Consider the following 25,842-nt stretch of genomic DNA (forward strand, 5'->3'; position numbering starts at 1 on the left):
AGACGCTTATGACCGTTACCCGCCCTCGTGCACAACGCGGCGCCTTTCCGCCAGGAACCGAACATTATGGACGTTCACTGTTGGGGGCTCCGCTGATCTGGTTTCCGGCTTCCGCCGCCAGTCGCGACAGTGGTTTGATTATTGCGGGAACGCACGGTGACGAAAACGCGTCGGTGGTCACGCTCTCCTGCGCGCTGCGCACGCTGACGCCGTCACTGCGCCGCCACCATGTGATCCTCGCGGTAAACCCGGACGGCTGTCAGCTTGGTTTACGTGCGAACGCCAACGGCGTCGATCTCAATCGCAATTTTCCGTCAGCCAACTGGAAAGCCGGGGAGACGGTTTATCGCTGGAACAGCGCTGCACAAGCGCGTGACGTGGTGCTGTTGACGGGAGAGCATCCGGGTTCGGAACCGGAAACTCAGGCGCTATGTCAGTTGATTCATCGCATTCACCCCGCGTGGGTCGTCTCCTTCCATGACCCGCTGGCCTGCATTGAAGATCCCAAAAGCAGTGAACTCGGTGAATGGCTGGCGCAGGCGTTCGAACTGCCGCTGGTGACCAGCGTGGGTTACGAAACGCCCGGCTCTTTCGGCAGCTGGTGTGCGGACCTGGAATTACACTGCATCACTGCGGAATTTCCGCCGATCTCATCCGATGAGGCCAGCGAGAAATATCTACAGGCGATGTCCACGCTCCTGCGCTGGCATCCTAAAGATGAAGTTGTCCGGTCGTAAAGTGCAGCGCGGGCTCGACATCGACAGCCAACCAGGTAGGGCCATCAAGATCGGCAAAACTGACCTGCGGCGTCAGCGGTAATGCGGCAGTAATCGCCCGTGACGTGCAAAGCATGCAACCCAGCATCAGCGCAAATCCCTGTTCGCGTGCGTCGGTAGCCAGCGCCAGCGCCTCGGTCAGTCCACCGGTTTTGTCCAGCTTGATATTGACCATTTCATAGCGCCCGTGCAGCGCTTTCAGGCTGCTACGGGTATGACAACTCTCATCCGCGCAGACCGGCAGCGGATGGATGAAATTTTCCAGCGCCGCGTCATCCTGCGCCGGAAGCGGTTGTTCCAGCATCGCCACGCCGAGATCGGCTAACAGTTGACAGCGCGCCGCCAGCCCTTCCGCCCGCCATGACTCATTGGCATCGACAATCAGGGTCGCCTCCGGTGCCGCCGACCGAATCGCCACCATGCGTTCACTGATCAACCGATCGTCCAGTTTCACCTTCAACACTCTTGCACCGGCTTCCCACAGCGCCGCCGCGCTGGCCGCCATTTGTTCCGGTGTGCCAATCACCACGGTCTGCGCAGTGGCGATCGTCTCGGGCAACGCCACGCCAAGCGTTTCCGTCAGCGTTTGCTGCTGCTGACGGGCATGCAGATCCCACAATGCACAGTCAACCGCGTTACGCGCCGCGCCGGCGGGAAGCAGTTTCTGTAGCGCGTCCCGGGTCAGTCCTTTTTCCAGTTGCGGCGCTATGCTCATGATTTGCGCCATCACGGACGCATCGCTTTCCCCGTAGCGCGGATAGGGCGTGCATTCGCCCGTCCCTTTCACGCCCTCTTCTTCCAGTTCAACCACCCCGACACGCGCCTCGCTGCGGCTGCCACGGGCAATCACAAAGGGGGTATGTAACGGCCAGGCTTCCTCGTATACCTTCACAGAACGCATTTTTTCTCCTTAAACCATGACGTGGTGGTTTGTGCGCTACACCGAAATAGCGTTTGCCGTGTTATCGGCTGTTGGCATAAACTAGCTGTGACGTTAACTATATGTAAACAGGAAGATAACCATGTCACAAACCGTTCATTTCCAGGGCAACCCGGTTGCAGTCGCCAACTCCATTCCTCAAGCGGGTAGCAAAGCGCTGCCTTTTACCCTCGTGGCAAAAGATCTGTCTGACGTCGCACTGAGCCAGTTTGCAGGCAAACGCAAAGTGCTGAACATTTTCCCGAGCATCGATACCGGCGTTTGCGCGGCATCGGTACGTAAGTTTAACCAACTGGCCACTGAAATCGACAATACCGTCGTACTGTGTGTGTCTGCGGACCTGCCGTTTGCTCAGTCCCGCTTCTGCGGCGCAGAAGGTCTGAGCAACGTTATCACGCTGTCCACGCTGCGTAACTCTGAGTTCCTGAAAAACTACGGCGTTGAAATCACTGAAGGCCCTCTGAAAGGCCTGGCCGCTCGCGCGGTGGTGGTTCTGGATGAAAATGACAATGTCATCTTCAGCCAACTGGTGAATGAAATCACTAACGAGCCTGACTATGCCGCCGCACTGGAAGTGCTGAAAGCGTAAGTCATCCCGGCATACAAAAATGCCTCCATTTTGTCGGAGGCATTTTTTTACTCTTCACTCTTCTTCTGGTTCAGGCCATATTCGCGCAGCTTATTCGCAATCGCGGTATGAGAAACCCCCAGACGTTTCGCCAGCTTGCGCGTACTTGGATAACTGCGGTACAGCTGGGTTAACACCGAGCGCTCAAAGCGGCTGGTGATGTCATCCAGAGAACCTTCCATCGCATCTTCACCGACTGCAACCGTCGTCGCATCGTAATCCGGCAGCAAAATATCCTGCGGCCGCAGCTCGTAACCTTCAAGCTGCGTCAGCGCCCGGTAGACGGCGTTTTTCAACTGTCGCACGTTGCCTGGCCAGCCGTAGCGGGTCAACACCGTACTGAGATCGGCAGCCAGTTTGGGGCGCGGGACACCCTGTTCATCGGCAAAACGCGCCACGAACAGTTCGGTCAGCGGCATGATATCCTGCGGACAATCGCGCAGCGGCGGCAAATTCAGCGTCAGCACGTTAAGGCGATAATAGAGATCTTCGCGGAACAGTCCTTTCTGCACCAGTTCAACGAGATTCTTTTGCGTCGCGCAGATCACACGCACATCGACATGGACCTCATGATCTTCCCCCACCCGGCGGAACGTGCCGTCATTGAGGAACCGCAGCAGTTTAGTCTGCATGCGTGGCGACATTTCGCCAATCTCATCAAGCAGCACCGAACCGCCGTTCGCCTGCTCGAAGAAGCCTTTTTTGCCTTCCGGCGCATGGCCGAACAGTTCGCTTTCCACCGCATCTTCAGGAATCGAGGCGCAGTTGAGCGCCAGATACGGTTTACCCGCACGCAGGCTGGCCTGATGACAGGCATGGGCAAACAGATCTTTACCGGTGCCGGTATCGCCGATAATCAGCAGCGGCGCACTCAGCATTGCCAGTTTGCGCGCCTGTTCAACAACGTGTTTCATTTTGCCGCTGACGGCGATGATCTGGCTGAAAGCGCTCACATCCTGGGTCGCCAGATTCTGCAACTGACGCCCCATCCGAATGGTTGAACGTAGCATTACCACCGCCCCGGTGAGCATGGTTTCGTCAGCTTCCCCTTGCAGAAAGACCGGTGTGATTTCCATCAGGAAATTCTGCCCGTTGATCACCACATGTTCGTTGTGGGAGGTCTGCGGATTGCCCTCCAGCCAGCGCTGGAAGTTAAAACCGTTTATCAGTTGCGCGGCGGTGTGGTTGCGCATTCGCTCCGGATTTAGCGCAAAGAGCTGGCAACTCGCCGGGTTCGCCATCTCAATTTTACTTTTCAGATCCAGCGACAGGACGGGTTCAGGCAGCGCCTCAAGCAGCGCGCTGAGCGCCAGATGTTCACGCTCTGACGGCATCCACGGTACGGTGCGTACGTCGGTAACGCCCGCAATGCGGCGGATTTCAGCCATCAGGCTACTGAAGTTAGTGAACTCCAGTTCGGCAAAGTTAAGGTAGATTCGCCCGATGGGGTCAATCTCGATACCGCGCAAATCTATGCTTCGTAGCACCAGTAAATCGAGTAATTCGCGAGTCAGACCGAGTCGGTCTTCACAAAAGACTTCCAGACGCATGGGGGGACCTTCACCTGAATAATGAGCTATAGATAAGATGATAAGCCAGGAATGGGGAAGCAGGAAGGATTCTGTCAACAAATATTGACAGCATGACGGAAAAACAGGCGTTTCGGCGTAAAGTTACGCGGTCAACGCCTGCGACAACATTATTTCTCTCGCGAGGAGCCGTTTTTCTGCACTGTCTCTTTGAGCTGACCGACCAGCTGACGACGGAAATCCCCCAGACGCGGTTTGTCATCATCTATCCATGGCAACGGACGGCAAAGTTCCATCGCTTTGATCCCCAGTCGCGCGGTTAACAGCCCTGCCCCAATCCCCTGCGCGGCACGGGTCGACAGGCGCGCGGCGAGATCCTGCGACATCCAATCCATCCCCACTTCCCGCACCAGCTCGCTGGCCCCGGCAAAGGCGATATTGAGCAACACCAGACGGAACAGACGCAAACGGCTGTAATAGCCCAGCTCAATACCGTACAGCGTGGCAATACGGTTAATCAGTCGCAGATTGCGCCAGGCAATAAACGCCATATCCACCAGCGCCAGCGGGCTGACCGCGATCATCAGCGTCGACTCCGCCGCCGAACGGCTGATTTCGCGCCGCGCCTGGGCATCGAGCACCGGCTGAACCAGATGGGCGTAGAGGCTGACCACCTCGCGATCGTTTTGCGTTTCGTGAATCGAGGCGTACCAGCGCTGTAGCGCCGGATGCGACTGATCGATTCCGGCCTGCTGCGCCAGTTTCTCGCAGAAGGCCCGCCCTTTTCCGGCACCGTGACTGTGCAGCAGGTCGCGCGCTTCATCGCGCTCATGCGCACGCTGACGCAAACGCCACAGGCGTCGCCATTCGGTTGCCACCGATCCAACGCCCGCGCCGATAATCAGCGCCCCGGCCGCGCAGCCACCGAGCGCCACCCAATCCTGCGTTTGCCAGGCGTTCATCGTCCACTGTACGCCCTGTCCAACCACGCTTACGCCGAACAGCCCCAGACCGCCCATCACCATCTTGCGCCACAAACTGCGCTTCGGGCGCAGCGCCGCATCAATTACCGCTTCGGCCTGCCCCTCTTCTTCCAGAGGCTCATCGACGGTGGCCGGGGCAAAGGACTGGGCTTGCGTCTCGCTAAACGTTTGTTGCGCTTTAAAAGCCGGGTTCTGCTCGACTTCAAGCGGACCGGCAAAATCAATCCGCGGTTTTATCGGTTCGCTCATCGCAATTTATCTCCTATTAAAAACTCCAGCGCGGCATCCAGGCGAATGTGCGGCAGTGGCTTATCGACATCCATCTTTTGTGGTCGAAAAGCTTCAAACTGAAATCCCTGATTGTCCCAGAACGCCTGTCCCGGCAGTCGTGCCGGCACTTCGCCGGGGTAGACCGTCAGGGGCGATCCGTCGCTTAAGCGATTTCCGCGCAGCGCCGGGATCTTCTCGCCGTTAACGTCAATCAACCCGCTGGTGGTTGCCTGGACGGAAGCCAGCCCCAGACAATCCATGCTGATCCCCTCAAACGCCGCGTTCTGCCAGGCGTCCTGAATCAACTGCTGCAACAGCGACACCATATTGGCGTGCTGGTCGATAGTCACGTGGTCCGCTTTGGTGGCGGCAAACAGCAACTTGTCTATCACCGGAGAAAACAGCCGACGAAACAACGTGCGCTGTCCGTAATGGAAACTTTGCATCAGTTGGGTTAGTGCAAGGCGCATATCGTTGAACGCCTGCGGCCCACTGTTGAGTGGTTGCAGACAATCCACCAGCACGATCTGACGGTCGAAGCGCAAAAAGTGGTTCTTATAGAACCCCTTCACCACCTTTTCGCAGTAGTAGTTAAAGCGTTCGCGCAGCATCCCGGCGTTGGTGTGTTTATCCGCCTGGGCCAGTCTGGATTCCCCCCACGCGTCCACATCCGGCCAGGGGAAAAATTGCAGTGCCGGCGCGCCAGCCATATCACCAGGCAGCACGAACCGCCCCGGCTGGATGAAATGCAACCCCTGCTGTTTGCACTGATGCAGGTATTCTGTCCACGCCGCCGCGATGTCGGCCAGGCGATTCTCATCGGCGGTTGCCAGCGGATCCAGTCCTTGCGTCAGTTGTCGCCATTTCGCCGACCATTCTGCCCGCTGTCCGGTGAGCAACCCGGTCATCTGCCGTGACCAGCTCAGATAATCCTGCGCCAGCATCGGCAGGTCGAGCAGCCATTCGCCGGGATAATCGACAATCTCCAGATACAGCGTCGACGTCTCTTTGAAGTGACGCAGCAGAGAATCATTGGATTTATAGCGTAGCGCCAGGCGAATTTCGCTGACCCCGCGGGTTGGCGTCGGCCACGTCGGCGGATCGCCATACAGCTGGGCCAGCCCTTCATCGTAGGTAAAGCGGGGAATGCCAAAATCGCGCTGGGGAACCCGCTTCACCCCGAGCAGGCGCTCTTCACGCACCGCGCTAAGCAGCGGCAATCGCGCCCCGGCATGGATATTCAATAACTGGTTAACCATTGCGGTGATAAATGCGGTTTTTCCGCTCCGGCTCAGCCCGGTGACCGCGAGGCGCAAATGTCGGTCTACGCCGCGATTAACCAGCGCATTGAATTCATTGGTGAGTCTCTTCATCGCCATCCCGTTATGCCTGAAGACCAGAAAAAAGTATAACGCATACCTTTATTGTGGGGGCAGGTCGTTGATTATCAACCGTGTTGTGGTACTGGAAAAGCAAGTGCGACACCGTTACACCTGAAAAGCGGTTTAATGGCATGAATACGTCAGGACGATGCGTTATCAGCAATGCCGCACAAATAACGCATTATTTTAAATTAAATTTGATAACGTTTATTTCTCTACCCGATTCTTATCCGTCCCCCTGTTCATCCCGCGCCAGACAATGTCTCCCATTGACACCAAATATATTGCATTGTATAAAACCCCGCTTCAATAATGAGTTTCATTTGCATTAATAATAATTTGAATGAAGGGTAGCGGTTAATGAAAAAAGTCATTTGCGCATTCGGCATGGTGTTCGCGTCCGTCAGTGCTGCTCAGGCAACGACCTATCCACTGACTCTGGAGAACTGTGGATACACTGAAACGTTCACCAAAGCGCCAGAACGCGTCGTGGCTCTCGGGCAGAATACCGTTGAGATTCTGCTGCTGTTAGGTTTGCAGAATAACGTGATCGCCAGTGCATTTTGGCCGACCAAAGTGCTGCCTCAGTTGGCTGAACAAAATGCCAAAATCAAAACGCTCACGGTAGAAATTCCCACTCTTGAATCCATCCTTGCGCAAAACCCGGATTTCGTTCCCGCACAGTTACCTTTGTTATTAGGGCCTGAAAGTAAGGTAGCAAAACGTGAAGATTTGCTTACCGTCGGCGTAAACAGCTATTTATCGCCAGGCATGTGCGCCACAAAGAAAGCGGCCGGCGATTTATATGGCAGTCGTCAGACCCTGTGGGATATGACCTATCTCTATAAAGAGATTGAAGATTTCGCGAAAATTTTCAATGTGGAAGACAGAGGTCAGGCTGTTATCGCCGATTTTAAAAAGCGTGAAGCCGATCTCCGCCAGGAGTTCGGTAACAGCAAGAAAGATCTCTCTTTTGTTTTTTGGTTCTCCAGTGCATCCCCTTCTGCCGATGCTTACGTCGGCGGTAAAAACAGTGCTTCCGGGTTCATTGCCAACGTGCTGGGTGGACACAACGCCATCACCTCTGAGACAGAATGGCCGACGGTGAGTTGGGAAAGCGTTATCGCAGCCAACCCGGACGTCATTGTGGTATCCAGCCTTGACCGTAACCGCTGGGCGCTTGATAACGCTGAAGAGAAAATCAAATTCCTGAAAAGCGATCCTGCCGTCAGTCAGTTAGACGCCGTGAAAAAAGGCCATATTGTGGTTATGGACGGTCAGGCGATGAACCCGACTATCCGCACCCTTTACGGTGCTGAACAGGTTGGCGAGCAGCTCAGAAAACTGGGGCTGAACTGATGACATCTGCGGTACTTCAGACACGACAGGGTCTGCTTCTTACCAGCTCATGTTTACTCGCTATCCTGCTTTTGTTTCTCACGATTGCCACTGGGGTCAGCGTGGGTGAGTTGTCTATCCCGCTGCGGGACGTTTTCTACGCCATCAGCAACAGAATGGGACTCACCGATATCCCGCTCAGCCGCATCTATGAAAGTGTGATTTGGGACTTTCGCCTGAGCCGCGCGCTGGTCGCGGCATGCTGTGGGGCGGGTCTCGCAATCTGTGGTGCAGTACTGCAAAGTCTGTTGAAGAATGCACTGGCGGAACCCTATGTGTTAGGGGTATCTGCGGGCGCATCAACCGGTGCGGTTTCCGTTGTTGTTTTGGGGATTGGTACGGGCGCGGTCTCCCTCTCTGCTGGCGCATTTGCCGGGGCATTTGCAGCCTTTGCCTTTGTCGCCTTTCTGACAAACGGCGCGCGAGGGGGTAACGAACGAACTATTCTGGCTGGCGTGGCGGCTTCCCAGCTCTTCAATGCCATCACGGCTTATACCATCAGCACCTCCGCTAGCGCGCAACAGGCTCGCGACGTGATGTTCTGGCTGCTGGGCAGTTTCAGCGGCGTACGCTGGCCTGAGTTCCAGTTAGCGTTGATTGTGGTACTGACCGGACTGGCAATATGCCTTTACTATTCGCGTGCGCTGGATGCCTTTACCTTTGGCGACGATGCCGCCGCGTCTTTGGGGATTGCTGTTCCCTGGGTACGTCTTGCCCTTTTCACCACCACCGCGTTCATCACCGCCACTATCGTCAGCATGGCTGGCTCAATTGGTTTTGTAGGGCTGGTGGTTCCACATGTCATGCGCTTCTTCTTTGGGCCGCTGCATCGCACATTGCTTATTGCCAGCGCACTTGCTGGCGCGATCCTGATGGTGCTGGCGGATATCGCGTCGCGTTTATTGATAGCGCCGCAAAGTTTGCCGGTTGGCGTGGTAACCGCCCTGGTCGGTGTCCCCTTCTTTGCCGTGATCATTTACCGCTCAAGGAATAAGTGATGAGTATTGCCGCTGAAAATGTGACCTGGAAAGTCGGTAAAAAGGTTATCGTCAACAATGTCTCGCTCAACGTCGCGCCCGGTAAGACCGTTGGATTACTTGGGCCAAACGGTTGTGGGAAATCATCACTTTTACGCATCCTGGCAGGATTACGTCGCCCGGATATCGGCAACGTGACGCTGGACGGAAAAAACCTATCCCGTATACCCAAAAAGCAACTTGCCCGTCGGGTAGCTTTCGTTGAACAACACGGCATGACCGATGCAAACATGCGCGTGCGTGATGTCGTAAAACTTGGCCGCATTCCCCATCACTCCCCCTTCTCTAACTGGAGCACGCACGACGACGAAACGGTCAACGCAGCCTTACAGCGGGTTGATATGCTGGAAAAATGCGAACAAGGTTGGCTCAGTTTATCCGGCGGTGAACGCCAGCGGGTACATATCGCCCGTGCGCTGGCGCAAGCCCCCACCGAAATTCTACTGGACGAACCCACCAACCACCTGGATATTCACCATCAAATGCAATTAATGCATCTGATCAGTGAACTGCCAGTGACCAGCATTGTGGCTATCCACGATCTCAACCATGCGTCTATGTTCTGTGACTCGCTGATGGTTATGCAACGTGGGCAGATTGTGGCAACGGGAACGCCGCAGGACATTCTGAGCGAGGAACTGCTTTGGGACGTTTTCCGGGTTAAGACCCGAATCGAAATCTCGCCTTTCCATGGCAAAAAACATATCCACTTCCTGGTGTAAGGCCGTGTAATGCGTCTCTCTGCGTGGTCCCTGCGACCAGCCACAACCCTCCACCCGCCTGTTCTGCTGGGCAGCCAGTTTGCCTTTAATATCGGTTTTTACGCGGTCGTGCCATTTCTCGCCCTCTTTCTGCGCGACGATATGCTGCTCTCTGGTGGACTTATTGGGCTGGTGCTGGGATTGCGCACCTTCTCACAGCAAGGAATGTTTATTGTCGGCGGCGCCCTCTCCGATCGTTTCGGGGCAAAAATTGTCATCCTCTTCGGTTGTATGGTTCGTGTTCTGGGCTATCTGCTTCTGGCCTATGGACAATCGCTGGGCCCCATCATTCTGGGCGCGTGTCTGACGGGAATCGGCGGGGCGCTGTTCTCCCCGTCAATTGAAGCCCTGCTGGCAAAAGCAGGCACGCAAAGCGAAGCCCGCGGAAAGCGCAGCCGTGCGGAATGGTTTGCCCTGTTTGCGGTTTGTGGGGAGCTTGGCGCGGTACTCGGCCCGGCGATGGGTGCGCTGATGACGGGGATCGGTTTTCGACAAATCGCGCTGGCTGGGGCCGGTGTGTTTCTTATCGCGTTAATCGTTCTCTACTTCTTCCTGCCTGCCTCTGACCACAACAAACAGACGCTCAACATTCTCCCGTGGTGGACGACCTTTCGTCAGCCTCGCTTCGTTGCCTTTATCATCGCCTACAGTTCGTGGTTGTTGAGCTACAACCAACTCTACCTGGCTTTGCCGGTGGAGCTCCAGCGTTCGGGTGGCAGTGAAAAGGACCTCGGTCCACTCTTTATGCTGGCCTCGGTACTGATTATTTTATTTCAGCTTCCGCTCGCGCGTGTCGCGAGGCGGGTTGGTGCCGTCAGGATACTGCCTGTGGGGTTTTTGTTGCTCTCAGCCGCGTTTGCGAGTGTGGCCTTTTTTGCCGCGACAGAACCGCCGCAGGGAGGATTACGGTTAATACCGTCAGTCTGTCTGGTCACGCTATTAACGCTGGGCCAGATGCTGCTGGTACCGTCGGCAAAGGATGTCATCCCTCAGTTCGCCAATGAATCGACGTTGGGCGCACACTATGGTGCGCTCTCCACCGCAGGGGGATGCGCAGTGCTGGCGGGTAATTTGCTGCTTGGTCGTTTACTGGACAATGCGCTTGTTCCGTCAACACAAGCGATTTATCCCTGGCTTTTACTGGCGTTGTTTCCGCTCTGTAGCGCTGCGGCCCTGGTGCTGATTTGCCGTCCGCTACGCACAGCGCGAATCGCTGAAACCTGAACGGCGGGAAAATCACCAAACGAACGATCATAAAATCAGTGCACTATTGCTGGCATTCTTCCTGGGAGGCTATAGTCGTTACTCCCTCTCACTTCGTCAGGAGCACCCTATGCCAGAGTTCTGTTTTTATCAAAAAGGGCAGCACACCAGAACACTGAAACGATCCGACGCGGATGCCGCATTGCGACTGACTGAGCAGGGCTACGAGAAGCAATTTGAAGAGATCAATGCCGCAGATGAAGAACAGGCGCTTGCCCGTTTTGCAGATATCCGCAAGGAAAAACAGATCGATCAGCAAAACTTTTTAGCCGGTGCGGGCGTCATGCCGCTCATCGGGATTTTAGCGACAGCGATAACGACCATTTTAGGAAAAAAGAAAGGCTAGCAGCCCAACAATCGACGCTGTGGGCTGTTACAGATGAAGACAAGGGAAATGATTAAAGACTGCGGAAATTAACTTCCGGAATAACGTTTTGATATTTTCGCCGCCATGCGGCTTAAAAATGGCTCCAGTGCCAGAGCCAGCAGCATTTTCAGTGGACGGCGGGCGACGGATTTCACCGCCCACCCTGCGACACCCGCCGGGCCGTAGCGTAGTGCGGTCAGAAGCACCAGCTTTCCTGCTATTTTCATTCCGGGTCTTACCTTCTGCCCGGCGCGTTGCCAGCGATTGCTCATCTCAGCCCTCTTAAATGACTTACAACTGACGGAAACGGCTACGTAAGGTAAACGTGTCCGAGGTGACATACCGTTCCATTTCCCGCAAGCGTTTCTCCCCCGCCGCCAGCTCTTTATCGACGATATCCAACAGCTCGCCGCTGGACGGTTGCTGTTCGCCAGCCGCGAGGTTGTCCGGCATCGGATCGAGCACAAACGCCAGAATGATGTAGGCGACCAGGGTGAAAAAGGCCAGCCCGAAGAAGATCGACAACACCACTAAAATGCGCACCAGTTTAACCGGCACATCAAGATATTGCGCGATCCCCGCGCAGACGCCCCGCACCATGCCTTGTTGTGGAATGCGCCATAATTTTTTGTTCAGATCAATGCCGCCCATTAGCGATCCCTCCAGTTCGGATGTTCCGCATCAAGAATATCTTCCAGCGCCTGGATACGTTCACGCATGCGTTGCGCGTCGTCGGTCAACTGAACTAAACGTTGCTGTTCGCTTTGCGATAACTCCCCGCGACTGGAACGGTTGCTGTAATGCAGCCATAACCAAATCGGTAACACAAACAGCACGAAAATGGTTAACGGAATGGCCAGAAATAGCGCGCTCATGAGTACTCCTTACAGGTGATGAGCGGCGGCGCGTTCGGGCACCGCCAGGTATTATTATTGCTTGTCTTGCTGCATTTTGGCTTTCAGCTGTGCCAGTTGCTCGCTGATTTCATCATCCGCTTTCAGGTCGGCAAACTGCTGATCCAACGTTTTCTGTTTGCCAAAGTTGTGGCTTTCCGCTTCGGCTTCCATGTGGTCAATGCGACGCTCGAAAGATTCAAAGCGCGCCATCGCTTCATCCAGCTTACCGCTGTCCAGTTGACGACGCACGTCACGGGATGAGTTCGCCGCCTGATGACGCAGCGTCAGCGCCTGCTGACGAGCGCGGGTTTCGCTGAGTTTGTTTTCCAGCTCGCCAATCTCTTTCTTCATGCGCGTCAGCGTATCGTCCACCAGCGTCACTTCATGTTCCAGAGAGCCAATCAGATCGGTCAGCTTCTGCTTCTCGATCAGTGCGGCACGGGCCAGATCGTCTTTCTCTTTACGCAGCGCCAGTTCCGCTTTCTCCTGCCACTCGGTTTGCTGAGCCGTTGCCTGTTCGATTCGACGTGATAACTGTTTCTTTTCCGCCAGCGCACGTGCCGAGTTAGAACGCACTTCAACCAGCGTATCTTCCATTTCCTGAATCATCAGACGAACCAGCTTCTGCGGATCTTCCGCTTTCTCAAGCAGTGCGTTGATGTTGGCATTCACGATGTCGGCGAAACGAGAAAAAATACCCATAATTCTATCCTCACATTTTTCTGATGTCGGGCGATGCCCTGCTGACTCTCTAATACAATCTGCGTGCCAACTTTTTAATCCTTTGATTTTGCTTGATATGTACCGTTTTACCTCGACAGAAAAACAAGGTAAAGTGGTTAAATACACTAACATGTGGCGAAATTCATCATGGCTGAATACAAAGATAATCTGTTAGGGGAAGCCAACAGTTTTCTGGAAGTGCTGGAGCAGGTTTCCCGCCTTGCGCCGCTGGACAAGCCGGTACTGATCATCGGCGAGCGCGGAACCGGTAAGGAACTGATTGCCAACCGCCTGCATTATCTCTCCTCTCGCTGGCAGGGACCGTTTATTTCGCTCAACTGCGCGGCGCTGAATGAAAACCTGCTCGACAGCGAACTGTTCGGTCATGAAGCCGGCGCGTTTACCGGTGCGCAAAAACGTCATCCGGGGCGCTTTGAACGGGCCGACGGCGGCACGCTGTTTCTGGATGAACTTGCTACCGCGCCAATGCTGGTGCAGGAAAAACTGCTCAGAGTGATTGAATATGGCGAACTGGAGCGCGTCGGCGGTAGCCAACCGTTGCAGGTGAACGTGCGTCTGGTTTGCGCCACCAATGCGGACCTTCCGGCGATGGTCAATGAAGGCACCTTCCGCGCGGATCTCCTTGACCGTCTGGCGTTCGACGTGGTGCAACTGCCGCCGCTGCGCGAACGTCAGGCCGATATCATGCTCATGGCAGAACACTTTGCCATTCAGATGTGTCGTGAAATTCGCCTGCCGCTGTTTCCCGGATTTACGCCACATGCCAGAGAAGCGCTGCTGAACTACGGCTGGCCGGGGAATATCCGTGAATTAAAAAATGTGGTTGAGCGTTCGGTATACCGACATGGCACCAGCGAGTCGCCGCTTGATGAGATTGTGATCGATCCGTTTCAGCGTCACGTGCCAACGCCCCCCGTCGCAGAAACCGCGACAACGGGCCCCTCGCTTCCCCTCGATTTACGCGAGTTTCAGCAACAGCAGGAGAAAACGTTACTGCAAACGAGTCTGCAACAGGCAAAGTTCAACCAGAAGCGGGCGGCACAATTGCTGGGACTGACCTATCATCAGTTGCGCGCACTGCTCAAAAAACATCAGATTTAACGCTTGCCACCCCCTGATTGCGCATATTTGCGCCAGTTGCCCGCAGACATTTGTACCTGGCGGGCGATAGTGCGATACACTTTGCAAATCGTACCTAAAAACCTTAAAAATTATGCGCCTGGTTTTATCGTCTCTGGTAGTGATGGCTGGACTTCTGAGTGCTCAGGCTACTGCTGCGCCTGAAATCACCCCGCGTGAAGATATCCGCGACAGTGGCTTTGTCTATTGCGTGAGTGGGCAGGTCAACACCTTTAATCCGCAGAAAGTGAGCAGCGGGCTGATCGTTGACACCCTCGCCGCCCAGCTCTATGACCGGCTGCTGGATGTCGATCCCTACACCTATCGTCTGGTCCCGGAACTGGCAGAAAGCTGGGAGGTGCTGGATAACGGCGCAACCTACCGCTTCCACCTGCGTCGCGACGTGGCGTTTCAAAAAACGGCCTGGTTTACCCCCTCCCGCAAACTGAATGCCGACGACGTGGTCTTTACTTTTCAGCGCATCTTTGATCGCAACCATCCGTGGCATAACGTCAACGGCGGCAATTTCCCCTATTTCGACAGCCTGCAGTTTGCCGATAACGTGCAGAGCGTGCGTAAGCTTGACAACAACACGGTGGAATTTCGGCTGACGAAACCGGACGCCTCTTTCTTATGGCACCTGGCAACCCACTATGCGTCCGTGATGTCGGCTGAATATGCCGGGCAACTGGCAAAGCAGGATCGCCAGGAACAGCTTGACCGCCAACCGGTCGGTACCGGTCCGTTCCAGCTTTCAGAGTATCGCGCCGGACAGTACATTCGCCTGCAACGGCATGAACAATTCTGGCGGGGTAAACCGTTGATGCCGCAGGTGGTGGTGGATCTGGGCTCTGGCGGAACCGGACGCTTATCAAAACTGCTCACCGGTGAATGTGATGTGCTGGCCTGGCCTGCCGCCAGCCAGTTGACTATCCTGCGTGACGACCCGCGCCTGCGTTTGACGCTGCGTCCGGGGATGAACATCGCTTACCTGGCGTTTAACACTGACAAACCCCCGCTGAATAACCCGGCGGTTCGCCACGCGCTGGCGCTGGCAATCAATAACCAGCGTCTGATGCAGTCCATCTATTACGGCACGGCAGAAACGGCAGCCTCTATTTTACCTCGCGCCTCGTGGGCGTATGACAACGAGGCTAAAATAACAGAATACAATCCGGCCAAATCCCGCGAGCAGCTTAAGGCGCTGGGGCTGGAGAATCTGACGCTGCGGCTGTGGGTGCCGACCAGTTCGCAGGCGTGGAACCCCAGCCCGCTGAAAACGGCTGAGCTGATCCAGGCGGATATGGCGCAGGTTGGGGTGAAAGTGGTGATTGTACCGGTTGAAGGTCGTTTCCAGGAGGCGCGGTTGATGGACATGAACCATGATCTGACGTTGTCCGGATGGGCAACCGACAGTAACGATCCGGACAGTTTCTTCCGCCCGTTACTCAGCTGCGCGGCCATCAATTCGCAAACCAACTTCGCCCACTGGTGCGATCCGGAATTCGACAACGTGCTGCGCAAGGCGCTCTCTTCTCAGCAGCTTTCCGCGCGTATTGATGCGTATGATGAAGCGCAGAACATTCTCGCCAAAGAGTTGCCGATCCTGCCGCTTGCCTCGTCGCTGCGTTTGCAGGCCTATCGATATGACATTAAAGGTCTGGTGTTGAGTCCTTTTGGTAACGCCTCTTTCGCCGGCGTGTCGCGCGAAAAAAACGATGAGGTGAAAAAGCCATGATTATCTTCACCCTGCGTCGTTTTCTGTTGCTGTTGGTCACCCTGTTTTTTCTGACCTTTATTGGCTTCAGCCTCAGCTATTTTACACCGCATGCGCCGCTTCAGGGGGCATCGCTGTGGAATGCGTGGGTGTTCTGGTTCAATGGCCTCATTCACTGGGATTTTGGTGTCTCCAGCATCAACGGACAGCTCATCTCTGAGCAGCTTAAAGAGGTGTTCCCGGCCACCATGGAGCTGTGCACGTTGGCGTTTGGCTTTGCGCTAATGGTGGGGATTCCGGTGGGCATGCTGGCGGGGATCACCCGCAACAAGTGGCAGGATCGCCTGATCAGCGCCCTCGCCCTGCTCGGTTTTTCAATCCCCGTATTCTGGCTGGCGCTCCTGCTGACCCTTTTCTTTTCGCTGAACCTCGGCTGGCTGCCGGTGTCAGGCCGCTTCGATCTGTTGTACGAAGTTAAGCCGGTCACGGGTCTCGCTATTATCGACGCCTGGATCTCTGACTCCCCCTGGCGTGATGAAATGGTGATGAGCGCCGTGCGTCATATGGTATTGCCGGTGCTGACGCTGGCCGTCGCGCCGACCACCGAAGTAATTCGCCTGATGCGCATCAGTACCATCGAGGTGTTCGATCAGAATTACGTTAAAGCCGCGGCCACGCGCGGTCTGTCACGGTTTACGATCCTGCGCCGCCATGTGTTGCATAACGCCTTACCGCCAGTGATCCCTCGTCTTGGCCTGCAGTTTTCAACCATGCTGACGCTGGCGATGATTACTGAAATGGTCTTTAGCTGGCCCGGGCTGGGCCGCTGGCTGATCAACGCCATCCGCCAGCAGGATTACGCCGCGATTTCCGCCGGCGTAATGGTGATTGGTTCGCTGGTCATCATCGTTAACGTGATTTCTGATATTTTGGGTGCTATGGCTAACCCTCTGAAACATAAGGAATGGTATGCCTTACGATAGCGTTTATAGCGAAAAGCGCCCGCCAGGTACGCTACGCACCGCATGGCGCAAATTTTATGGCGATACCACGGCAATGGTCGGCCTGTACGGATGTGCGGGACTGGTGGTGCTATGCGTGTTTGGCAACTGGTTTGCACCGTATGGCATCGATCAACAGTTCCTCGGCTATCAGTTGCTACCGCCGTCCTGGTCACGCTATGGCGAAGTTTCCTTTTTCCTTGGTACCGACGATCTGGGACGTGATGTCCTGAGCCGCCTGCTCAGCGGCGCGGCCCCTACGGTGGGCGGCGCGTTTGTCGTTACGCTCGCCGCGACGCTGTGCGGACTGCTGCTGGGTGTTGTCGCAGGGGCGACGCACGGTCTGCGTTCCGCCGTGCTTAACCATATTCTTGATACGCTGCTGTCGATTCCGTCTTTGCTGCTGGCGATTATCGTCGTCGCCTTCGCCGGGCCGCATTTAACCCATGCCATGTTTGCCGTCTGGCTGGCGCTGCTGCCGCGCATGGTGCGCTCGGTCTACAGTATGGTGCATGACGAGCTGGAAAAAGAGTACGTTATCGCGGCACGTCTTGATGGCGCCTCGACGCTCAACATCCTCTGGTTCGCCATTCTGCCCAACATTACCGCGGGTCTTATCACTGAAATCACCCGCGCATTGTCAATGGCGATCCTCGACATCGCCGCGCTGGGTTTTCTCGATCTTGGCGCACAACTCCCCTCTCCGGAATGGGGGGCCATGCTGGGCGATGCGCTGGAGTTGATTTACGTTGCGCCGTGGACGGTGATGTTGCCCGGTGCGGCAATCATGATAAGCGTTCTGCTGGTCAACCTGCTGGGTGACGGCATTCGCCGCGCCATCATTGCGGGGGTGGAATAATGCCGTTACTGGATATCCGCAACCTGACGATTGAATTTAAAGCCGGCGAAGAGTGGGTCAAAGCCGTCGATCGCGTCAGCATGACCTTAAGCGAAGGTGAGATTCGCGGGCTGGTGGGTGAATCAGGTTCGGGTAAAAGCCTGATTGCCAAAGCCATCTGCGGCATAGCCAAAGACAACTGGCGCGTCACCGCCGACCGGATGCGTTTTGACGATATCGACCTGCTGCGCCTTTCGCCGCGCGAACGACGCAAACTGGTGGGACATAACGTCTCAATGATCTTCCAGGAGCCGCAGTCGTGTCTGGATCCCTCCGAGCGTGTGGGTCGCCAGTTGATGCAAAACATTCCGGCATGGACCTATAAAGGCCGCTGGTGGCAGCGTATTGGCTGGCGCAAACGTCGCGCCATTGAACTGCTGCACCGCGTGGGGATTAAAGATCATAAAGACGCGATGCGCAGCTTCCCTTATGAACTGACCGACGGTGAATGCCAGAAGGTGATGATCGCCATCGCGCTGGCGAATCAGCCGCGACTGCTGATTGCGGACGAACCCACCAACGCGATGGAACCGACCACCCAGGCGCAGATCTTCCGTCTGCTGACACGACTGAATCAGAACAGCAATACCACTATTCTGCTGATCAGCCATGACCTGCAAATGCTTAGCCAGTGGGCAGATAAAATTAACGTGCTGTACTGTGGTCAGACGGTGGAAACGGCACTGAGCAAAGAGCTGGTGACGACGCCGCATCATCCGTACACGCAGGCGCTGATTCGCGCCATTCCCGACTTTGGTAGCGCCATGCCGCACAAGAGTCGTCTTAACACGATGCCCGGAGCCATACCGTTGCTGGAACAATTGCCGATCGGCTGCCGTCTGGGGCCGCGCTGTCCCTATGCACAGCGCGAATGTATTGAAACGCCGCGTCTGACCGGGGTGAAAAACCATCTCTACGCCTGTCATTTCCCGCTAAACATGGAGAGAGAGTGAGATGGTCGAGACCTTACTCGAAGTCCGCAATCTGAGTAAAACCTTCCGCTATCGTACGGGCTGGTTTCGTCGCCAGACCGTGGAAGCCGTAAAACCGCTGAGCTTTACGCTGCGCGAACGCCAGACGCTGGCCATCATTGGTGAAAATGGCTCCGGTAAATCGACGCTGGCAAAAATGCTGGCAGGCATGGTTGAACCGACCGGCGGTGAACTGCTGATTGACGATCATCCGCTCGAATTTGGTGACTATTCGTTTCGCAGTCAGCGTATCCGTATGATTTTCCAGGATCCGTCAACGTCACTGAACCCGCGCCAGCGTATTTCGCAAATCCTCGATTTTCCGCTGCGCTTGAATACCGATCTTGAGCCGGAACAGCGACGCAAACAGATCATCGAGACCATGCGGATGGTAGGACTGCTGCCCGATCACGTCAGCTACTATCCCCATATGCTGGCGCCGGGACAAAAACAGCGTCTGGGGTTGGCGCGTGCGATGATCCTGCGTCCGAAAGTGATTATTGCCGATGAGGCACTGGCGTCGCTCGATATGTCGATGCGCTCGCAGCTCATCAACCTGATGCTGGAATTGCAGGAAAAACAGGGCATTTCGTATATCTACGTGACTCAGCATCTGGGGATGATGAAGCACATCAGCGATCAGGTGCTGGTGATGCACCAGGGGGAAGTCGTCGAGCGCGGCAGTACCGCGGATGTACTGGCCTCTCCGCTGCATGAACTGACCAAACGCCTGATTGCCGGGCATTTTGGTGAGGCATTGACGGCGGATGCGTGGCGCAAAGATCGGTAAAGAGTAAAGGCAGAAATTATTCTGCCTTTTCTTAACCCCGAGACGACACATAATGTTTTTATTTATAGGTTACATTATAAACCACTGTGGCAGAAACCGAGCCCGCTTTAACTGCCGCGCTGGTGGTTCTGTAATAACGAGCCGTCATGGCGATAGCGGTATTTCCTTCAACGGCATCGCCTACCTTAAAGGTTTCATTCAGTTTCGCCGGGTTATTATTGACTAACAGCTGGACACCGACCCCCGAGGCCGTTGAGTTGCCATTTAAAGCCAGCACACCATCGTCCTGTGCGTCAGTGTCCTCGGTGCCATCAAGCAGCAAATTGACAGAGACGTTATTATTGCACTTCAGTGAAATCTCAAACGGCGTATCCTCAGCCGTACTTCCCTTATGGGAGAGGTCGTTGGCACTGACCGGTTTGAGCAAAACACGTGAAGGCGTAGCAGCATCGACACTACAGCTGGGGACAACCACGGTACCGGTAATATGGTAGGTGATGGCGGGATAGCCATCCGTGGTAAAGGGCGTAACGGTCGTATTAATGATGCCGGGCTTTGCCGGGGCGCCGCCGCCGTATACACTAAGAGCACCTATCATAATAATGCCTTCGTGACTTTGTGGGTTCCAGCATTCAGATTCCATACAGAATTTATTCCATGTGGCGGCAATCGTGACCGGAGGCGAGGCATTGTGCAATGAATTATACCAGCCGTCATAGGCTCTGGTATAAAATTTAAAACCAAGACCACTCCAGGAACCATCCGATAACAGCGCTTTTTCAAGATCGTTGGTGCCCGGTACGGCATTGGTTATTTTCCCTACATAAGTAAAATAACCCGAGCAGGATATCGCTGCGGCGGTCTCGACATCAGCTTGGGTTCCAAGTAAATCTTTATATTCAATGCTGGTGCTGTTATCCGCATCGCCTGGAATAGTGATGGTGCCGATGTCAATATTCATAACCCCGGTGGTGCCTGAACAACTGGCATGCACTGAGCAGGTGAGTGTCAACAGTGAAACAAAAATGCTGATCAGTATGAAAATGATATTTTTTGCTTTCATAATTTCGCAGTTAAGATATTGTTTGTAGAGGTAATTGTTTGAATCTGTCACGGTTTGAACTGGGGTATTATAATATCTATTATGCTATGCGCATATTTATGTCGGGTGTAAAAACAGACCCGGTAAAAACTTGGGTAACGCTTCCAATTAGTTGAATTGTCATGAATTATTGGGGCCCTTATTGAAAAATACATGTTCTACTAATTGGAGGCATCACCAAACCGTGAATAAAAGAGAAACGTTTAATTAATAATTTGTGACTAGCGACATTCATTACTAAACCGCTGAATAGCCGTTTGCTTAGTGTCATCCTCAATACCGGGCGCAAGCATGTAGCTAACCGAACATTGTGATGCGCTACCCTCACCCCATTTTACTTTCAACGCCCCTTTCAGCTCCACGACGCGGGCATAGATCGTGCTCCCCTGCGCAACGGTACCAACGCTATGGTCTTTTTCGTCATAGACCTCAGCACCAAACGGCAGCGCTTTGCCTGCGTAGGACGAGGTAATTAAAATCGGCGTGCCTTTCTCCGCGTTGAACTTCACTTTCACGACAGCGCCATAGCGAGGGACCACTTTTTGCGATGTATTGTCCAACTCGACATTGCGGGACGTGCCTTTCGGATCGATTGATACATCACTCAACTGATAGGGACTTGAAGCCGGCAGCAGCGCATAACCAAACCTGTCAACCTTAATCCCGGGATATGACGGCACTGTTGCCCCTTCTGCGCCTTTCGCTTCCACCAGCGTGAAGGTATCGCTGTTATAAGGTGAGAGCGTCAGGCCACCGGAGTGGGCAACCATCGCCCCGGACATGCTCAGAGACGTGCTGCGGTAGTCCGGCCCCTGACTGTAACTGCCTGACATCTGTGCCACACGGCTCCGATACGAACCGCCGACGCTCGCGGAAGTTCCGGCCTCACTGTCATGCGTGCCGCTGGCGTTCCAGGACAATTGATTATCCGTTCCCGCGCTTCCTGAAATCATCGCCTGTTCACCCGAACGACCATTTGAGTCCTGGTTGTAGCTCAGACTCATTTGTGGTGCATAGTTGCTGTCGTGGTTTTCCCACAGGGGGAATGACAGATTCAAATAATAACTGGTCTGCGATTCGCCCCAGGCATCCTGGCTACGGCTAACGTTGATGCTGTAGCTCAGTTGTTTATAGTGATTCGAGTAACCAAACTGATACTGGCGCTCATAATTATCTTGTCCCCAATAGTCCTGTAAAGAACCACTGAGATAGAGTTGGCCCCAGTCATCAGCCAGTCCCTGGCTTATCGTGACTGTGAAACGGTTTTTTTCACGCTGGATGGTATTTCTGTCTTCGCCATCTTTAACCGCCTGAATGCTTTCCATTGCAGTCATATAATCCATATAACCGCTGCTCGAAAAACGGTATGCAGCAAGCGTTATGTTACTATTGGTTTCATTAATAAGCTTGCTGTAGCTCACCTGATAGCTTTGGCCGGAAATATCCTGCTTATCTGGTGACGGCAAATGCGTCTGCGATTGTGTGACGTCAAAAGCGATCGCACCGATTTGCAGCCCCAGCGCCGTCCCCACCTTAACCGCCTGATAATCTTTATTGGCCTGTAAACCGGTATAGCCGGTAATCAGGTTGGAGAAACCGCGTTGATAAGTCGCTTCAGCCAGGTTCGGATCGCTTGAAACACTGTCACTACGCAGTTTACCCAAGCTCAGGCTGTAACGCTGACTGCCTGGGCGCAAGAGCTGAGACACCGAGGCATAAGGAATCGAAAAATTCTGCTGAGAGCCATCGGCCTCTTCAATAGTGACATCCAGGTTGCCGCCGTAACCGGTTGGATAGAGATCGTTGATGACGAAAGAGCCCGGCGAAACGGTGGTCTCATAAATGGTCTGCCCGCTCTGTTTCACCGTCACTTTCGCATTGGTTTTCGCGATACCGCGGATTTCAGGCGCATAACCACGCTGTGATTCCGGCAGCATACGTTCGTCGCTGGCGACCTGAACGCCGGTAAATGGCACCGTATCGAACAATTGCCCACTGGTGTTGGACTGCCCAGCCACCAAACGACCAGAAATACGCGGTAAATCGTGCTGAATGTAAGTATTCAGAACGCTGTAGCGTCCCCCGGTTCCATCGGCCCAGTTATACGACCCATTATGGCGTAAATACCAGGAGCCGATATTCAACCCGCTGTTAATGGCGGTATAAAACGACTTTGAATCGTAGCCATTATTTTTAGATTGATACGCGTTCATGTTATAACTCAGCATCATCGCCGGAATACCGCTGTCCCACATAGAGGCAGGCACTGACCCGCGGGGCTGTTTATTAATATAAATCTGCGGTATAGAGATGTTTAACTGCTGATTCTGGTTATCAAAATCCAGCTCAGCTTCAGGAACGATCGCTTTAAGGTTGATACATTCTGTTTTGTCAGTGAGGGAATCCCACTGAGTAAAGTTAATTTGTTCTTTCTTGAAATTAATCAAATTGAGCACATTCAGCGGAATACAGGGGATGACATTTTTGTTATCTGCCGCCTTGAACTCGACTTCCGCCACGGTCAGCGTTTGTTGATTCAACGCCACAGCGATTTTATAAACACCCGGCAGAACGTTAGCTCCGTTGGAGAAACGGGCTAAATCTACGGACTGTCCCGCCGGCTGTTTTACAAAGTCAGAATCAAACTCCACTTGCTCCTCTGCCGGGGGAGCCGGCACGTCCCCCGTGGCGGCCACCGAACATTGCATAATGAAAATGTTTAGTACTAAAAACAAAATAACTGAGAACAAGATAATCATAATATTTCCACCAGAGGCAGAGCTTAAGACTATTTGCCCTGGTTATGTTTGACCGCAGCGCCATAGTCATTAATTGAGGTAAAAGTAATCGCGTTAATATCACTGATTGCACTTACATTTTTAAAATGAAAGTCAGAACTGCTTCCCGGCGCGATCATTTTTCCATCTTCAACGTGTTTACTCCCCCCCTGGGTATAGGTCACTGTCCCGAGAGTAATATAATAAGGTGTAGGGTTTGTGGCTTTTACACCGCCATTACTGATTGACCATTGCAATGCGTCTGGCGCATCACCGGCACTACCGCTTAAACCTTGCGGACGATAAAAAAGCTTTATTCGGGTTCTGAACGCGATACTAAGATGATTATTCTCAGCGGCATTTTTTGACTTCGCTGGGATCTCCAGAACGTTCAAATAAAATATGGATTCTTTATTCGTCGCAATCCCCTTGCCATCAACCAGACTAATCCTTAACGTCTGCCCCTTTCCGGCATCGACGCGATTAATGGGAGGTGTTAATACAAACGGTGAAATAATTTTATCCGGCGTTGCGGATTGATTGCCATCATCAATCCAGCTTTGTGCCAGCACCGGTGCTTTGCCGGAGTTTTTCATGTTTACAGTGACTTCGTTTTGCTCCGCGGGATAAATAACGCGGGTTCCGCTTAGCACAATACCAGCACAAGAGAGAGTGCTATAACTTAATGCTGTCATCCCTGATAGCGCTACGAATAAAAACTTTACTTTACGTCTGGACAGAATCATAGGAATAAACATATTGTCATAACACTCTTTGGTCGATTATTTATAAATCAGGTCGTAAACGACTTTGCCTTGTACCGCACCAGCACCCAGGGTGGCGCCTGATACTTTGTAGTACTCAACAAAGTAAGAAAGGGTTCCCTTTTTACTCGTGGTGTCAGGCACGACATATTGCGCGGAACCTGTCTGCCCTGCATCGCCGACAAGAATAGCGGTGTCGTCATTACCATTTGATAATTGCAGACTTACGCCGGTTGCGGCACCAGTCGTAGCGATATTATTCAGATGCCCGGTTGCGGAATCCACCTGAATACCATCAGGTTCAAAAAACGTCCCGACCTTGGTATCTGGATCCGTCAGCGTACAATTTGCCAACTCAATGGTAAACGGTGTACGCCCGGCGGTAGCATCAGTGAACGCAGAGACGGCGACCGGTGGCAATGTTACGGTCCCGTCGGCCTCAACGCCGTTCACTGTCGCCTCACAAGTAGAAGAGGTAATTTTACCCTCAAAGGTGATGGTGCCGCTTGACGCTCCAGGGGCGGCATAGGAGGCATTCACCATGCCCATAGATGCGGATGCAATAAGACCCACTTTAAAAAAAACAGATAGTTTCATTTTCGTTCCTAAAAATAGAATGATGCCCTGACCGCGAGTCTATAGCTGTTCCTGAGATAATTTTATTTGCGTATAAAAAACAGAAGGCAATATACAATAACAACGCATTCATCGTTGCAAAACATTCCTTCCATCTATTATAAATCAGCCACCCATTTAGTCCCCATGCAATTTATACAGCTTGAATAGAAAACATGAGTGAAAATGTCTATCACAAGAACCAACTCTCCACTAACGAAGAATATTGTATTTATGGAAACATTCGAATGCAATGTAGCCTCAATCCAGAATTACACACCCCCACACGTTATTTATTCGTAAATTGCAATATTTTGGCGGTGTAATTTTAGACACTTATTCTGGATCCAGTGATAGACATGAATAAGTCATAATTGGAAAGTTATTCTCTTTCATTACCAGGATTCAGCACCACCATGTCAGATTCACCGACCATTGACATTTTTTTGCATGAAAACAAGCCTGAACAATCATTCCAGGAGTTACTCACTGCTCTGAATACTCAGGCGATACCCCTACTGACACGTAAGGGAACGGTACTACAGTATGCAACCGATGAGATAAAATACTGTTATTTGCTGCATAAAGGGCATGTGGTGATCAACCGCACAATAGATGGATTGTCGTTAAACTCTGAAACTGCCCCTTTTGTTTTTGGCTTTAGCATGTTGAGCGACATCCCTTGTCAGCTAACATTATGCACATCAGCAGATGCGGTCGTGAGCCGCCTTCCGCTTGGCGAGGCCATGGACATTATCCAGCAGCACGTGCTATGGGAGCCGCTTTCCCACGTGATGGTACATATTTCGTCCCGCATTTTTACGCATTGCACGCGTTTGTCTCAGCCAGGGGCTTACGGCGCCATACGCTATCTACTGTTTGACCTTTCGCTGGAGTCTGACGAGTTCAGAAAATCGGAATCGGTAGTAAATTACGTTCAAAACCGCTGTTTCTTGTCCCGCAGCGGGATTATGGCAGTACTTTCGACATTGCGCCGGGGAAACTACATTGAAATAAATAACGGAAAATTAATTAAAATTAATTACTTACCAACAAAGTTTTGAGCTTAAGCATGATCTGGTGAGCTTTGTTGTAACGTTTTGCAACTCTTTGT

26 protein-coding genes are annotated in these 25,842 nt (G+C 53.5%); 14 read left to right on the forward strand and 12 right to left on the reverse strand.

Features of this window, described 5'->3' with window-relative positions; all coding sequences use genetic code 11:
- Positions 1-8: 8 nt before the first annotated feature.
- Positions 9-737, forward strand: coding sequence for a murein tripeptide amidase MpaA (gene mpaA, locus QQZ17_RS18840; RefSeq protein WP_152404453.1), 729 nt, complete (start codon positions 9-11; stop codon positions 735-737).
- Here the strand turns inward: mpaA and ycjG are convergent.
- Complete coding sequence (gene ycjG, locus QQZ17_RS18845) at positions 712-1,677, reverse strand: L-Ala-D/L-Glu epimerase (protein ID WP_152404451.1); 966 nt, start codon at positions 1,675-1,677, stop codon at positions 712-714. The genes mpaA and ycjG overlap by 26 nt on opposite strands.
- Before the next feature lie 121 nt (positions 1,678-1,798).
- Between ycjG and tpx the strand changes: the two genes are divergently transcribed.
- Complete coding sequence (gene tpx, locus QQZ17_RS18850) at positions 1,799-2,305, forward strand: thiol peroxidase (RefSeq protein ID WP_152404449.1); 507 nt, start codon at positions 1,799-1,801, stop codon at positions 2,303-2,305.
- A 47-nt stretch (positions 2,306-2,352) separates the two neighbouring features.
- On the opposite strand, the gene tyrR is transcribed toward tpx, so the two are convergent.
- From tyrR to QQZ17_RS18865, 3 genes are all read right to left on the reverse strand, one after another.
- The gene (gene tyrR, locus QQZ17_RS18855) at positions 2,353-3,894 is read right to left on the reverse strand and encodes a transcriptional regulator TyrR (RefSeq protein ID WP_152404447.1); all 1,542 of its coding nucleotides are present in this window, start codon (positions 3,892-3,894) and stop codon (positions 2,353-2,355) included.
- A gap of 149 nt (positions 3,895-4,043) precedes the next feature.
- Complete coding sequence (locus tag QQZ17_RS18860) at positions 4,044-5,105, reverse strand: YcjF family protein (RefSeq protein WP_152404445.1); 1,062 nt, start codon at positions 5,103-5,105, stop codon at positions 4,044-4,046.
- Positions 5,102-6,499, reverse strand: a complete 1,398-nt coding sequence (locus QQZ17_RS18865; protein WP_152404443.1) for a YcjX family protein — start codon at positions 6,497-6,499, stop codon at positions 5,102-5,104. Before QQZ17_RS18865 ends, QQZ17_RS18860 begins: the two co-directional genes overlap by 4 nt.
- 369 nt (positions 6,500-6,868) lie before the next feature.
- Between QQZ17_RS18865 and QQZ17_RS18870 the strand changes: the two genes are divergently transcribed.
- The 5 genes from QQZ17_RS18870 (at position 6,869) to QQZ17_RS18890 (ending at position 11,313) form a co-directional block, all read left to right on the forward strand.
- On the forward strand, positions 6,869-7,867 hold the full coding sequence (locus QQZ17_RS18870; RefSeq protein WP_152404441.1) for an ABC transporter substrate-binding protein: 999 nt from the start codon (positions 6,869-6,871) through the stop codon (positions 7,865-7,867).
- Positions 7,867-8,904 carry a FecCD family ABC transporter permease gene (locus QQZ17_RS18875; protein WP_152404439.1) on the forward strand — a complete coding sequence of 346 codons (1,038 nt, stop codon included), beginning with the start codon at positions 7,867-7,869 and terminating at the stop codon, positions 8,902-8,904. The genes QQZ17_RS18870 and QQZ17_RS18875 overlap by 1 nt, the downstream gene beginning before the upstream one ends.
- Complete coding sequence (locus QQZ17_RS18880) at positions 8,904-9,665, forward strand: ABC transporter ATP-binding protein (RefSeq protein WP_152404437.1); 762 nt, start codon at positions 8,904-8,906, stop codon at positions 9,663-9,665. Before QQZ17_RS18875 ends, QQZ17_RS18880 begins: the two co-directional genes overlap by 1 nt.
- A gap of 9 nt (positions 9,666-9,674) precedes the next feature.
- Positions 9,675-10,928 (forward strand): MDR family MFS transporter, encoded by a 1,254-nt coding sequence (locus tag QQZ17_RS18885; protein WP_152404435.1) that lies wholly within the window; start codon positions 9,675-9,677, stop codon positions 10,926-10,928.
- Positions 10,929-11,037: 109 nt separating this feature from the next.
- Positions 11,038-11,313, forward strand: coding sequence for a hypothetical protein (locus QQZ17_RS18890; protein WP_152404433.1), 276 nt, complete (start codon positions 11,038-11,040; stop codon positions 11,311-11,313).
- Between the two features lie 68 nt (positions 11,314-11,381).
- Here the strand turns inward: QQZ17_RS18890 and pspD are convergent, their stop codons facing one another.
- From pspD to pspA, 4 genes are read right to left on the reverse strand one after another with little or no spacing between them, the layout of a single operon-like run.
- On the reverse strand, positions 11,382-11,606 hold the full coding sequence (pspD, locus tag QQZ17_RS18895) for a phage shock protein PspD (protein WP_152404430.1): 225 nt from the start codon (positions 11,604-11,606) through the stop codon (positions 11,382-11,384).
- 19 nt (positions 11,607-11,625) lie between these two features.
- Entirely contained in the window at positions 11,626-11,985 is a 360-nt protein-coding gene (gene pspC / locus QQZ17_RS18900; protein ID WP_046480991.1) for an envelope stress response membrane protein PspC, read from the reverse strand.
- The gene (gene pspB, locus QQZ17_RS18905; protein WP_042318763.1) at positions 11,985-12,209 is read right to left on the reverse strand and encodes an envelope stress response membrane protein PspB; all 225 of its coding nucleotides are present in this window, start codon (positions 12,207-12,209) and stop codon (positions 11,985-11,987) included. The genes pspC and pspB overlap by 1 nt, the downstream gene beginning before the upstream one ends.
- Before the next feature lie 54 nt (positions 12,210-12,263).
- Positions 12,264-12,932 carry a phage shock protein PspA gene (gene pspA, locus QQZ17_RS18910; RefSeq protein WP_152404428.1) on the reverse strand — a complete coding sequence of 223 codons (669 nt, stop codon included), beginning with the start codon at positions 12,930-12,932 and terminating at the stop codon, positions 12,264-12,266.
- Between the two features lie 168 nt (positions 12,933-13,100).
- On the opposite strand from pspA, the gene pspF reads away from it, so the two are divergent.
- From pspF to sapF, 6 genes are all read left to right on the forward strand, one after another.
- Entirely contained in the window at positions 13,101-14,075 is a 975-nt protein-coding gene (gene pspF / locus QQZ17_RS18915) for a phage shock protein operon transcriptional activator (RefSeq protein WP_152404425.1), read from the forward strand.
- A gap of 112 nt (positions 14,076-14,187) precedes the next feature.
- Positions 14,188-15,831: an ABC transporter substrate-binding protein SapA gene (gene sapA / locus QQZ17_RS18920; RefSeq protein WP_152404423.1), complete on the forward strand. Its 1,644-nt coding sequence runs from the start codon at positions 14,188-14,190 to the stop codon at positions 15,829-15,831.
- Positions 15,828-16,793, forward strand: coding sequence for a peptide ABC transporter permease SapB (gene sapB / locus QQZ17_RS18925; RefSeq protein ID WP_152404421.1), 966 nt, complete (start codon positions 15,828-15,830; stop codon positions 16,791-16,793). Before sapA ends, sapB begins: the two co-directional genes overlap by 4 nt.
- On the forward strand, positions 16,780-17,670 hold the full coding sequence (sapC, locus tag QQZ17_RS18930) for a peptide ABC transporter permease SapC (protein ID WP_152404418.1): 891 nt from the start codon (positions 16,780-16,782) through the stop codon (positions 17,668-17,670). The genes sapB and sapC overlap by 14 nt, the downstream gene beginning before the upstream one ends.
- Positions 17,670-18,662 carry a peptide ABC transporter ATP-binding protein SapD gene (gene sapD / locus QQZ17_RS18935; RefSeq protein WP_284554150.1) on the forward strand — a complete coding sequence of 331 codons (993 nt, stop codon included), beginning with the start codon at positions 17,670-17,672 and terminating at the stop codon, positions 18,660-18,662. The genes sapC and sapD overlap by 1 nt, the downstream gene beginning before the upstream one ends.
- A gap of 1 nt (position 18,663) precedes the next feature.
- A complete protein-coding gene (gene sapF / locus QQZ17_RS18940; protein WP_152404416.1) occupies positions 18,664-19,470 on the forward strand; it encodes a peptide ABC transporter ATP-binding protein SapF in 807 nt (268 codons plus the stop codon).
- A gap of 58 nt (positions 19,471-19,528) precedes the next feature.
- On the opposite strand, the gene QQZ17_RS18945 is transcribed toward sapF, so the two are convergent.
- The 4 genes from QQZ17_RS18945 to QQZ17_RS18960 all read right to left on the reverse strand — a co-directional run bounded on the left by QQZ17_RS18945 (position 19,529) and on the right by QQZ17_RS18960 (position 24,710).
- A complete protein-coding gene (locus tag QQZ17_RS18945; protein ID WP_152404414.1) occupies positions 19,529-20,533 on the reverse strand; it encodes a fimbrial protein in 1,005 nt (334 codons plus the stop codon).
- A 260-nt stretch (positions 20,534-20,793) separates the two neighbouring features.
- Entirely contained in the window at positions 20,794-23,223 is a 2,430-nt protein-coding gene (locus QQZ17_RS18950) for a fimbria/pilus outer membrane usher protein (RefSeq protein WP_187696618.1), read from the reverse strand.
- A gap of 137 nt (positions 23,224-23,360) precedes the next feature.
- Complete coding sequence (locus QQZ17_RS18955) at positions 23,361-24,107, reverse strand: fimbrial biogenesis chaperone (RefSeq protein WP_152404410.1); 747 nt, start codon at positions 24,105-24,107, stop codon at positions 23,361-23,363.
- Positions 24,108-24,131: 24 nt separating this feature from the next.
- Positions 24,132-24,710 (reverse strand): fimbrial protein, encoded by a 579-nt coding sequence (locus tag QQZ17_RS18960; protein WP_152404409.1) that lies wholly within the window; start codon positions 24,708-24,710, stop codon positions 24,132-24,134.
- Between the two features lie 434 nt (positions 24,711-25,144).
- Between QQZ17_RS18960 and QQZ17_RS18965 the strand changes: the two genes are divergently transcribed.
- Positions 25,145-25,792 carry a helix-turn-helix domain-containing protein gene (locus tag QQZ17_RS18965; protein ID WP_152404407.1) on the forward strand — a complete coding sequence of 216 codons (648 nt, stop codon included), beginning with the start codon at positions 25,145-25,147 and terminating at the stop codon, positions 25,790-25,792.
- Positions 25,793-25,842: the final 50 nt, after the last annotated feature.

The sequence above is a fragment of the Citrobacter sp. T1.2D-1 genome (assembly GCF_950098555.1).
Taxonomy (GTDB): domain Bacteria; phylum Pseudomonadota; class Gammaproteobacteria; order Enterobacterales; family Enterobacteriaceae; genus Citrobacter_A; species Citrobacter_A telavivensis.

What these genes read in the sequence shown, in the direction of transcription:
- mpaA (WP_152404453.1), top strand. Translation starts at nt 9, where the DNA reads ATGACCGTTACCCGCCCTCGTGCACAACGCGGCGCCTTTCCGCCAGGA.
- ycjG (WP_152404451.1), bottom strand. Translation starts at nt 1,677, where the DNA reads ATGCGTTCTGTGAAGGTATACGAGGAAGCCTGGCCGTTACATACCCCC.
- tpx (WP_152404449.1), top strand. Translation starts at nt 1,799, where the DNA reads ATGTCACAAACCGTTCATTTCCAGGGCAACCCGGTTGCAGTCGCCAAC.
- tyrR (WP_152404447.1), bottom strand. Translation starts at nt 3,894, where the DNA reads ATGCGTCTGGAAGTCTTTTGTGAAGACCGACTCGGTCTGACTCGCGAA.
- QQZ17_RS18860 (WP_152404445.1), bottom strand. Translation starts at nt 5,105, where the DNA reads ATGAGCGAACCGATAAAACCGCGGATTGATTTTGCCGGTCCGCTTGAA.
- QQZ17_RS18865 (WP_152404443.1), bottom strand. Translation starts at nt 6,499, where the DNA reads ATGAAGAGACTCACCAATGAATTCAATGCGCTGGTTAATCGCGGCGTA.
- QQZ17_RS18870 (WP_152404441.1), top strand. Translation starts at nt 6,869, where the DNA reads ATGAAAAAAGTCATTTGCGCATTCGGCATGGTGTTCGCGTCCGTCAGT.
- QQZ17_RS18875 (WP_152404439.1), top strand. Translation starts at nt 7,867, where the DNA reads ATGACATCTGCGGTACTTCAGACACGACAGGGTCTGCTTCTTACCAGC.
- QQZ17_RS18880 (WP_152404437.1), top strand. Translation starts at nt 8,904, where the DNA reads ATGAGTATTGCCGCTGAAAATGTGACCTGGAAAGTCGGTAAAAAGGTT.
- QQZ17_RS18885 (WP_152404435.1), top strand. Translation starts at nt 9,675, where the DNA reads ATGCGTCTCTCTGCGTGGTCCCTGCGACCAGCCACAACCCTCCACCCG.
- QQZ17_RS18890 (WP_152404433.1), top strand. Translation starts at nt 11,038, where the DNA reads ATGCCAGAGTTCTGTTTTTATCAAAAAGGGCAGCACACCAGAACACTG.
- pspD (WP_152404430.1), bottom strand. Translation starts at nt 11,606, where the DNA reads ATGAGCAATCGCTGGCAACGCGCCGGGCAGAAGGTAAGACCCGGAATG.
- pspC (WP_046480991.1), bottom strand. Translation starts at nt 11,985, where the DNA reads ATGGGCGGCATTGATCTGAACAAAAAATTATGGCGCATTCCACAACAA.
- pspB (WP_042318763.1), bottom strand. Translation starts at nt 12,209, where the DNA reads ATGAGCGCGCTATTTCTGGCCATTCCGTTAACCATTTTCGTGCTGTTT.
- pspA (WP_152404428.1), bottom strand. Translation starts at nt 12,932, where the DNA reads ATGGGTATTTTTTCTCGTTTCGCCGACATCGTGAATGCCAACATCAAC.
- pspF (WP_152404425.1), top strand. Translation starts at nt 13,101, where the DNA reads ATGGCTGAATACAAAGATAATCTGTTAGGGGAAGCCAACAGTTTTCTG.
- sapA (WP_152404423.1), top strand. Translation starts at nt 14,188, where the DNA reads ATGCGCCTGGTTTTATCGTCTCTGGTAGTGATGGCTGGACTTCTGAGT.
- sapB (WP_152404421.1), top strand. Translation starts at nt 15,828, where the DNA reads ATGATTATCTTCACCCTGCGTCGTTTTCTGTTGCTGTTGGTCACCCTG.
- sapC (WP_152404418.1), top strand. Translation starts at nt 16,780, where the DNA reads ATGCCTTACGATAGCGTTTATAGCGAAAAGCGCCCGCCAGGTACGCTA.
- sapD (WP_284554150.1), top strand. Translation starts at nt 17,670, where the DNA reads ATGCCGTTACTGGATATCCGCAACCTGACGATTGAATTTAAAGCCGGC.
- sapF (WP_152404416.1), top strand. Translation starts at nt 18,664, where the DNA reads ATGGTCGAGACCTTACTCGAAGTCCGCAATCTGAGTAAAACCTTCCGC.
- QQZ17_RS18945 (WP_152404414.1), bottom strand. Translation starts at nt 20,533, where the DNA reads ATGAAAGCAAAAAATATCATTTTCATACTGATCAGCATTTTTGTTTCA.
- QQZ17_RS18955 (WP_152404410.1), bottom strand. Translation starts at nt 24,107, where the DNA reads ATGTTTATTCCTATGATTCTGTCCAGACGTAAAGTAAAGTTTTTATTC.
- QQZ17_RS18960 (WP_152404409.1), bottom strand. Translation starts at nt 24,710, where the DNA reads ATGAAACTATCTGTTTTTTTTAAAGTGGGTCTTATTGCATCCGCATCT.
- QQZ17_RS18965 (WP_152404407.1), top strand. Translation starts at nt 25,145, where the DNA reads ATGTCAGATTCACCGACCATTGACATTTTTTTGCATGAAAACAAGCCT.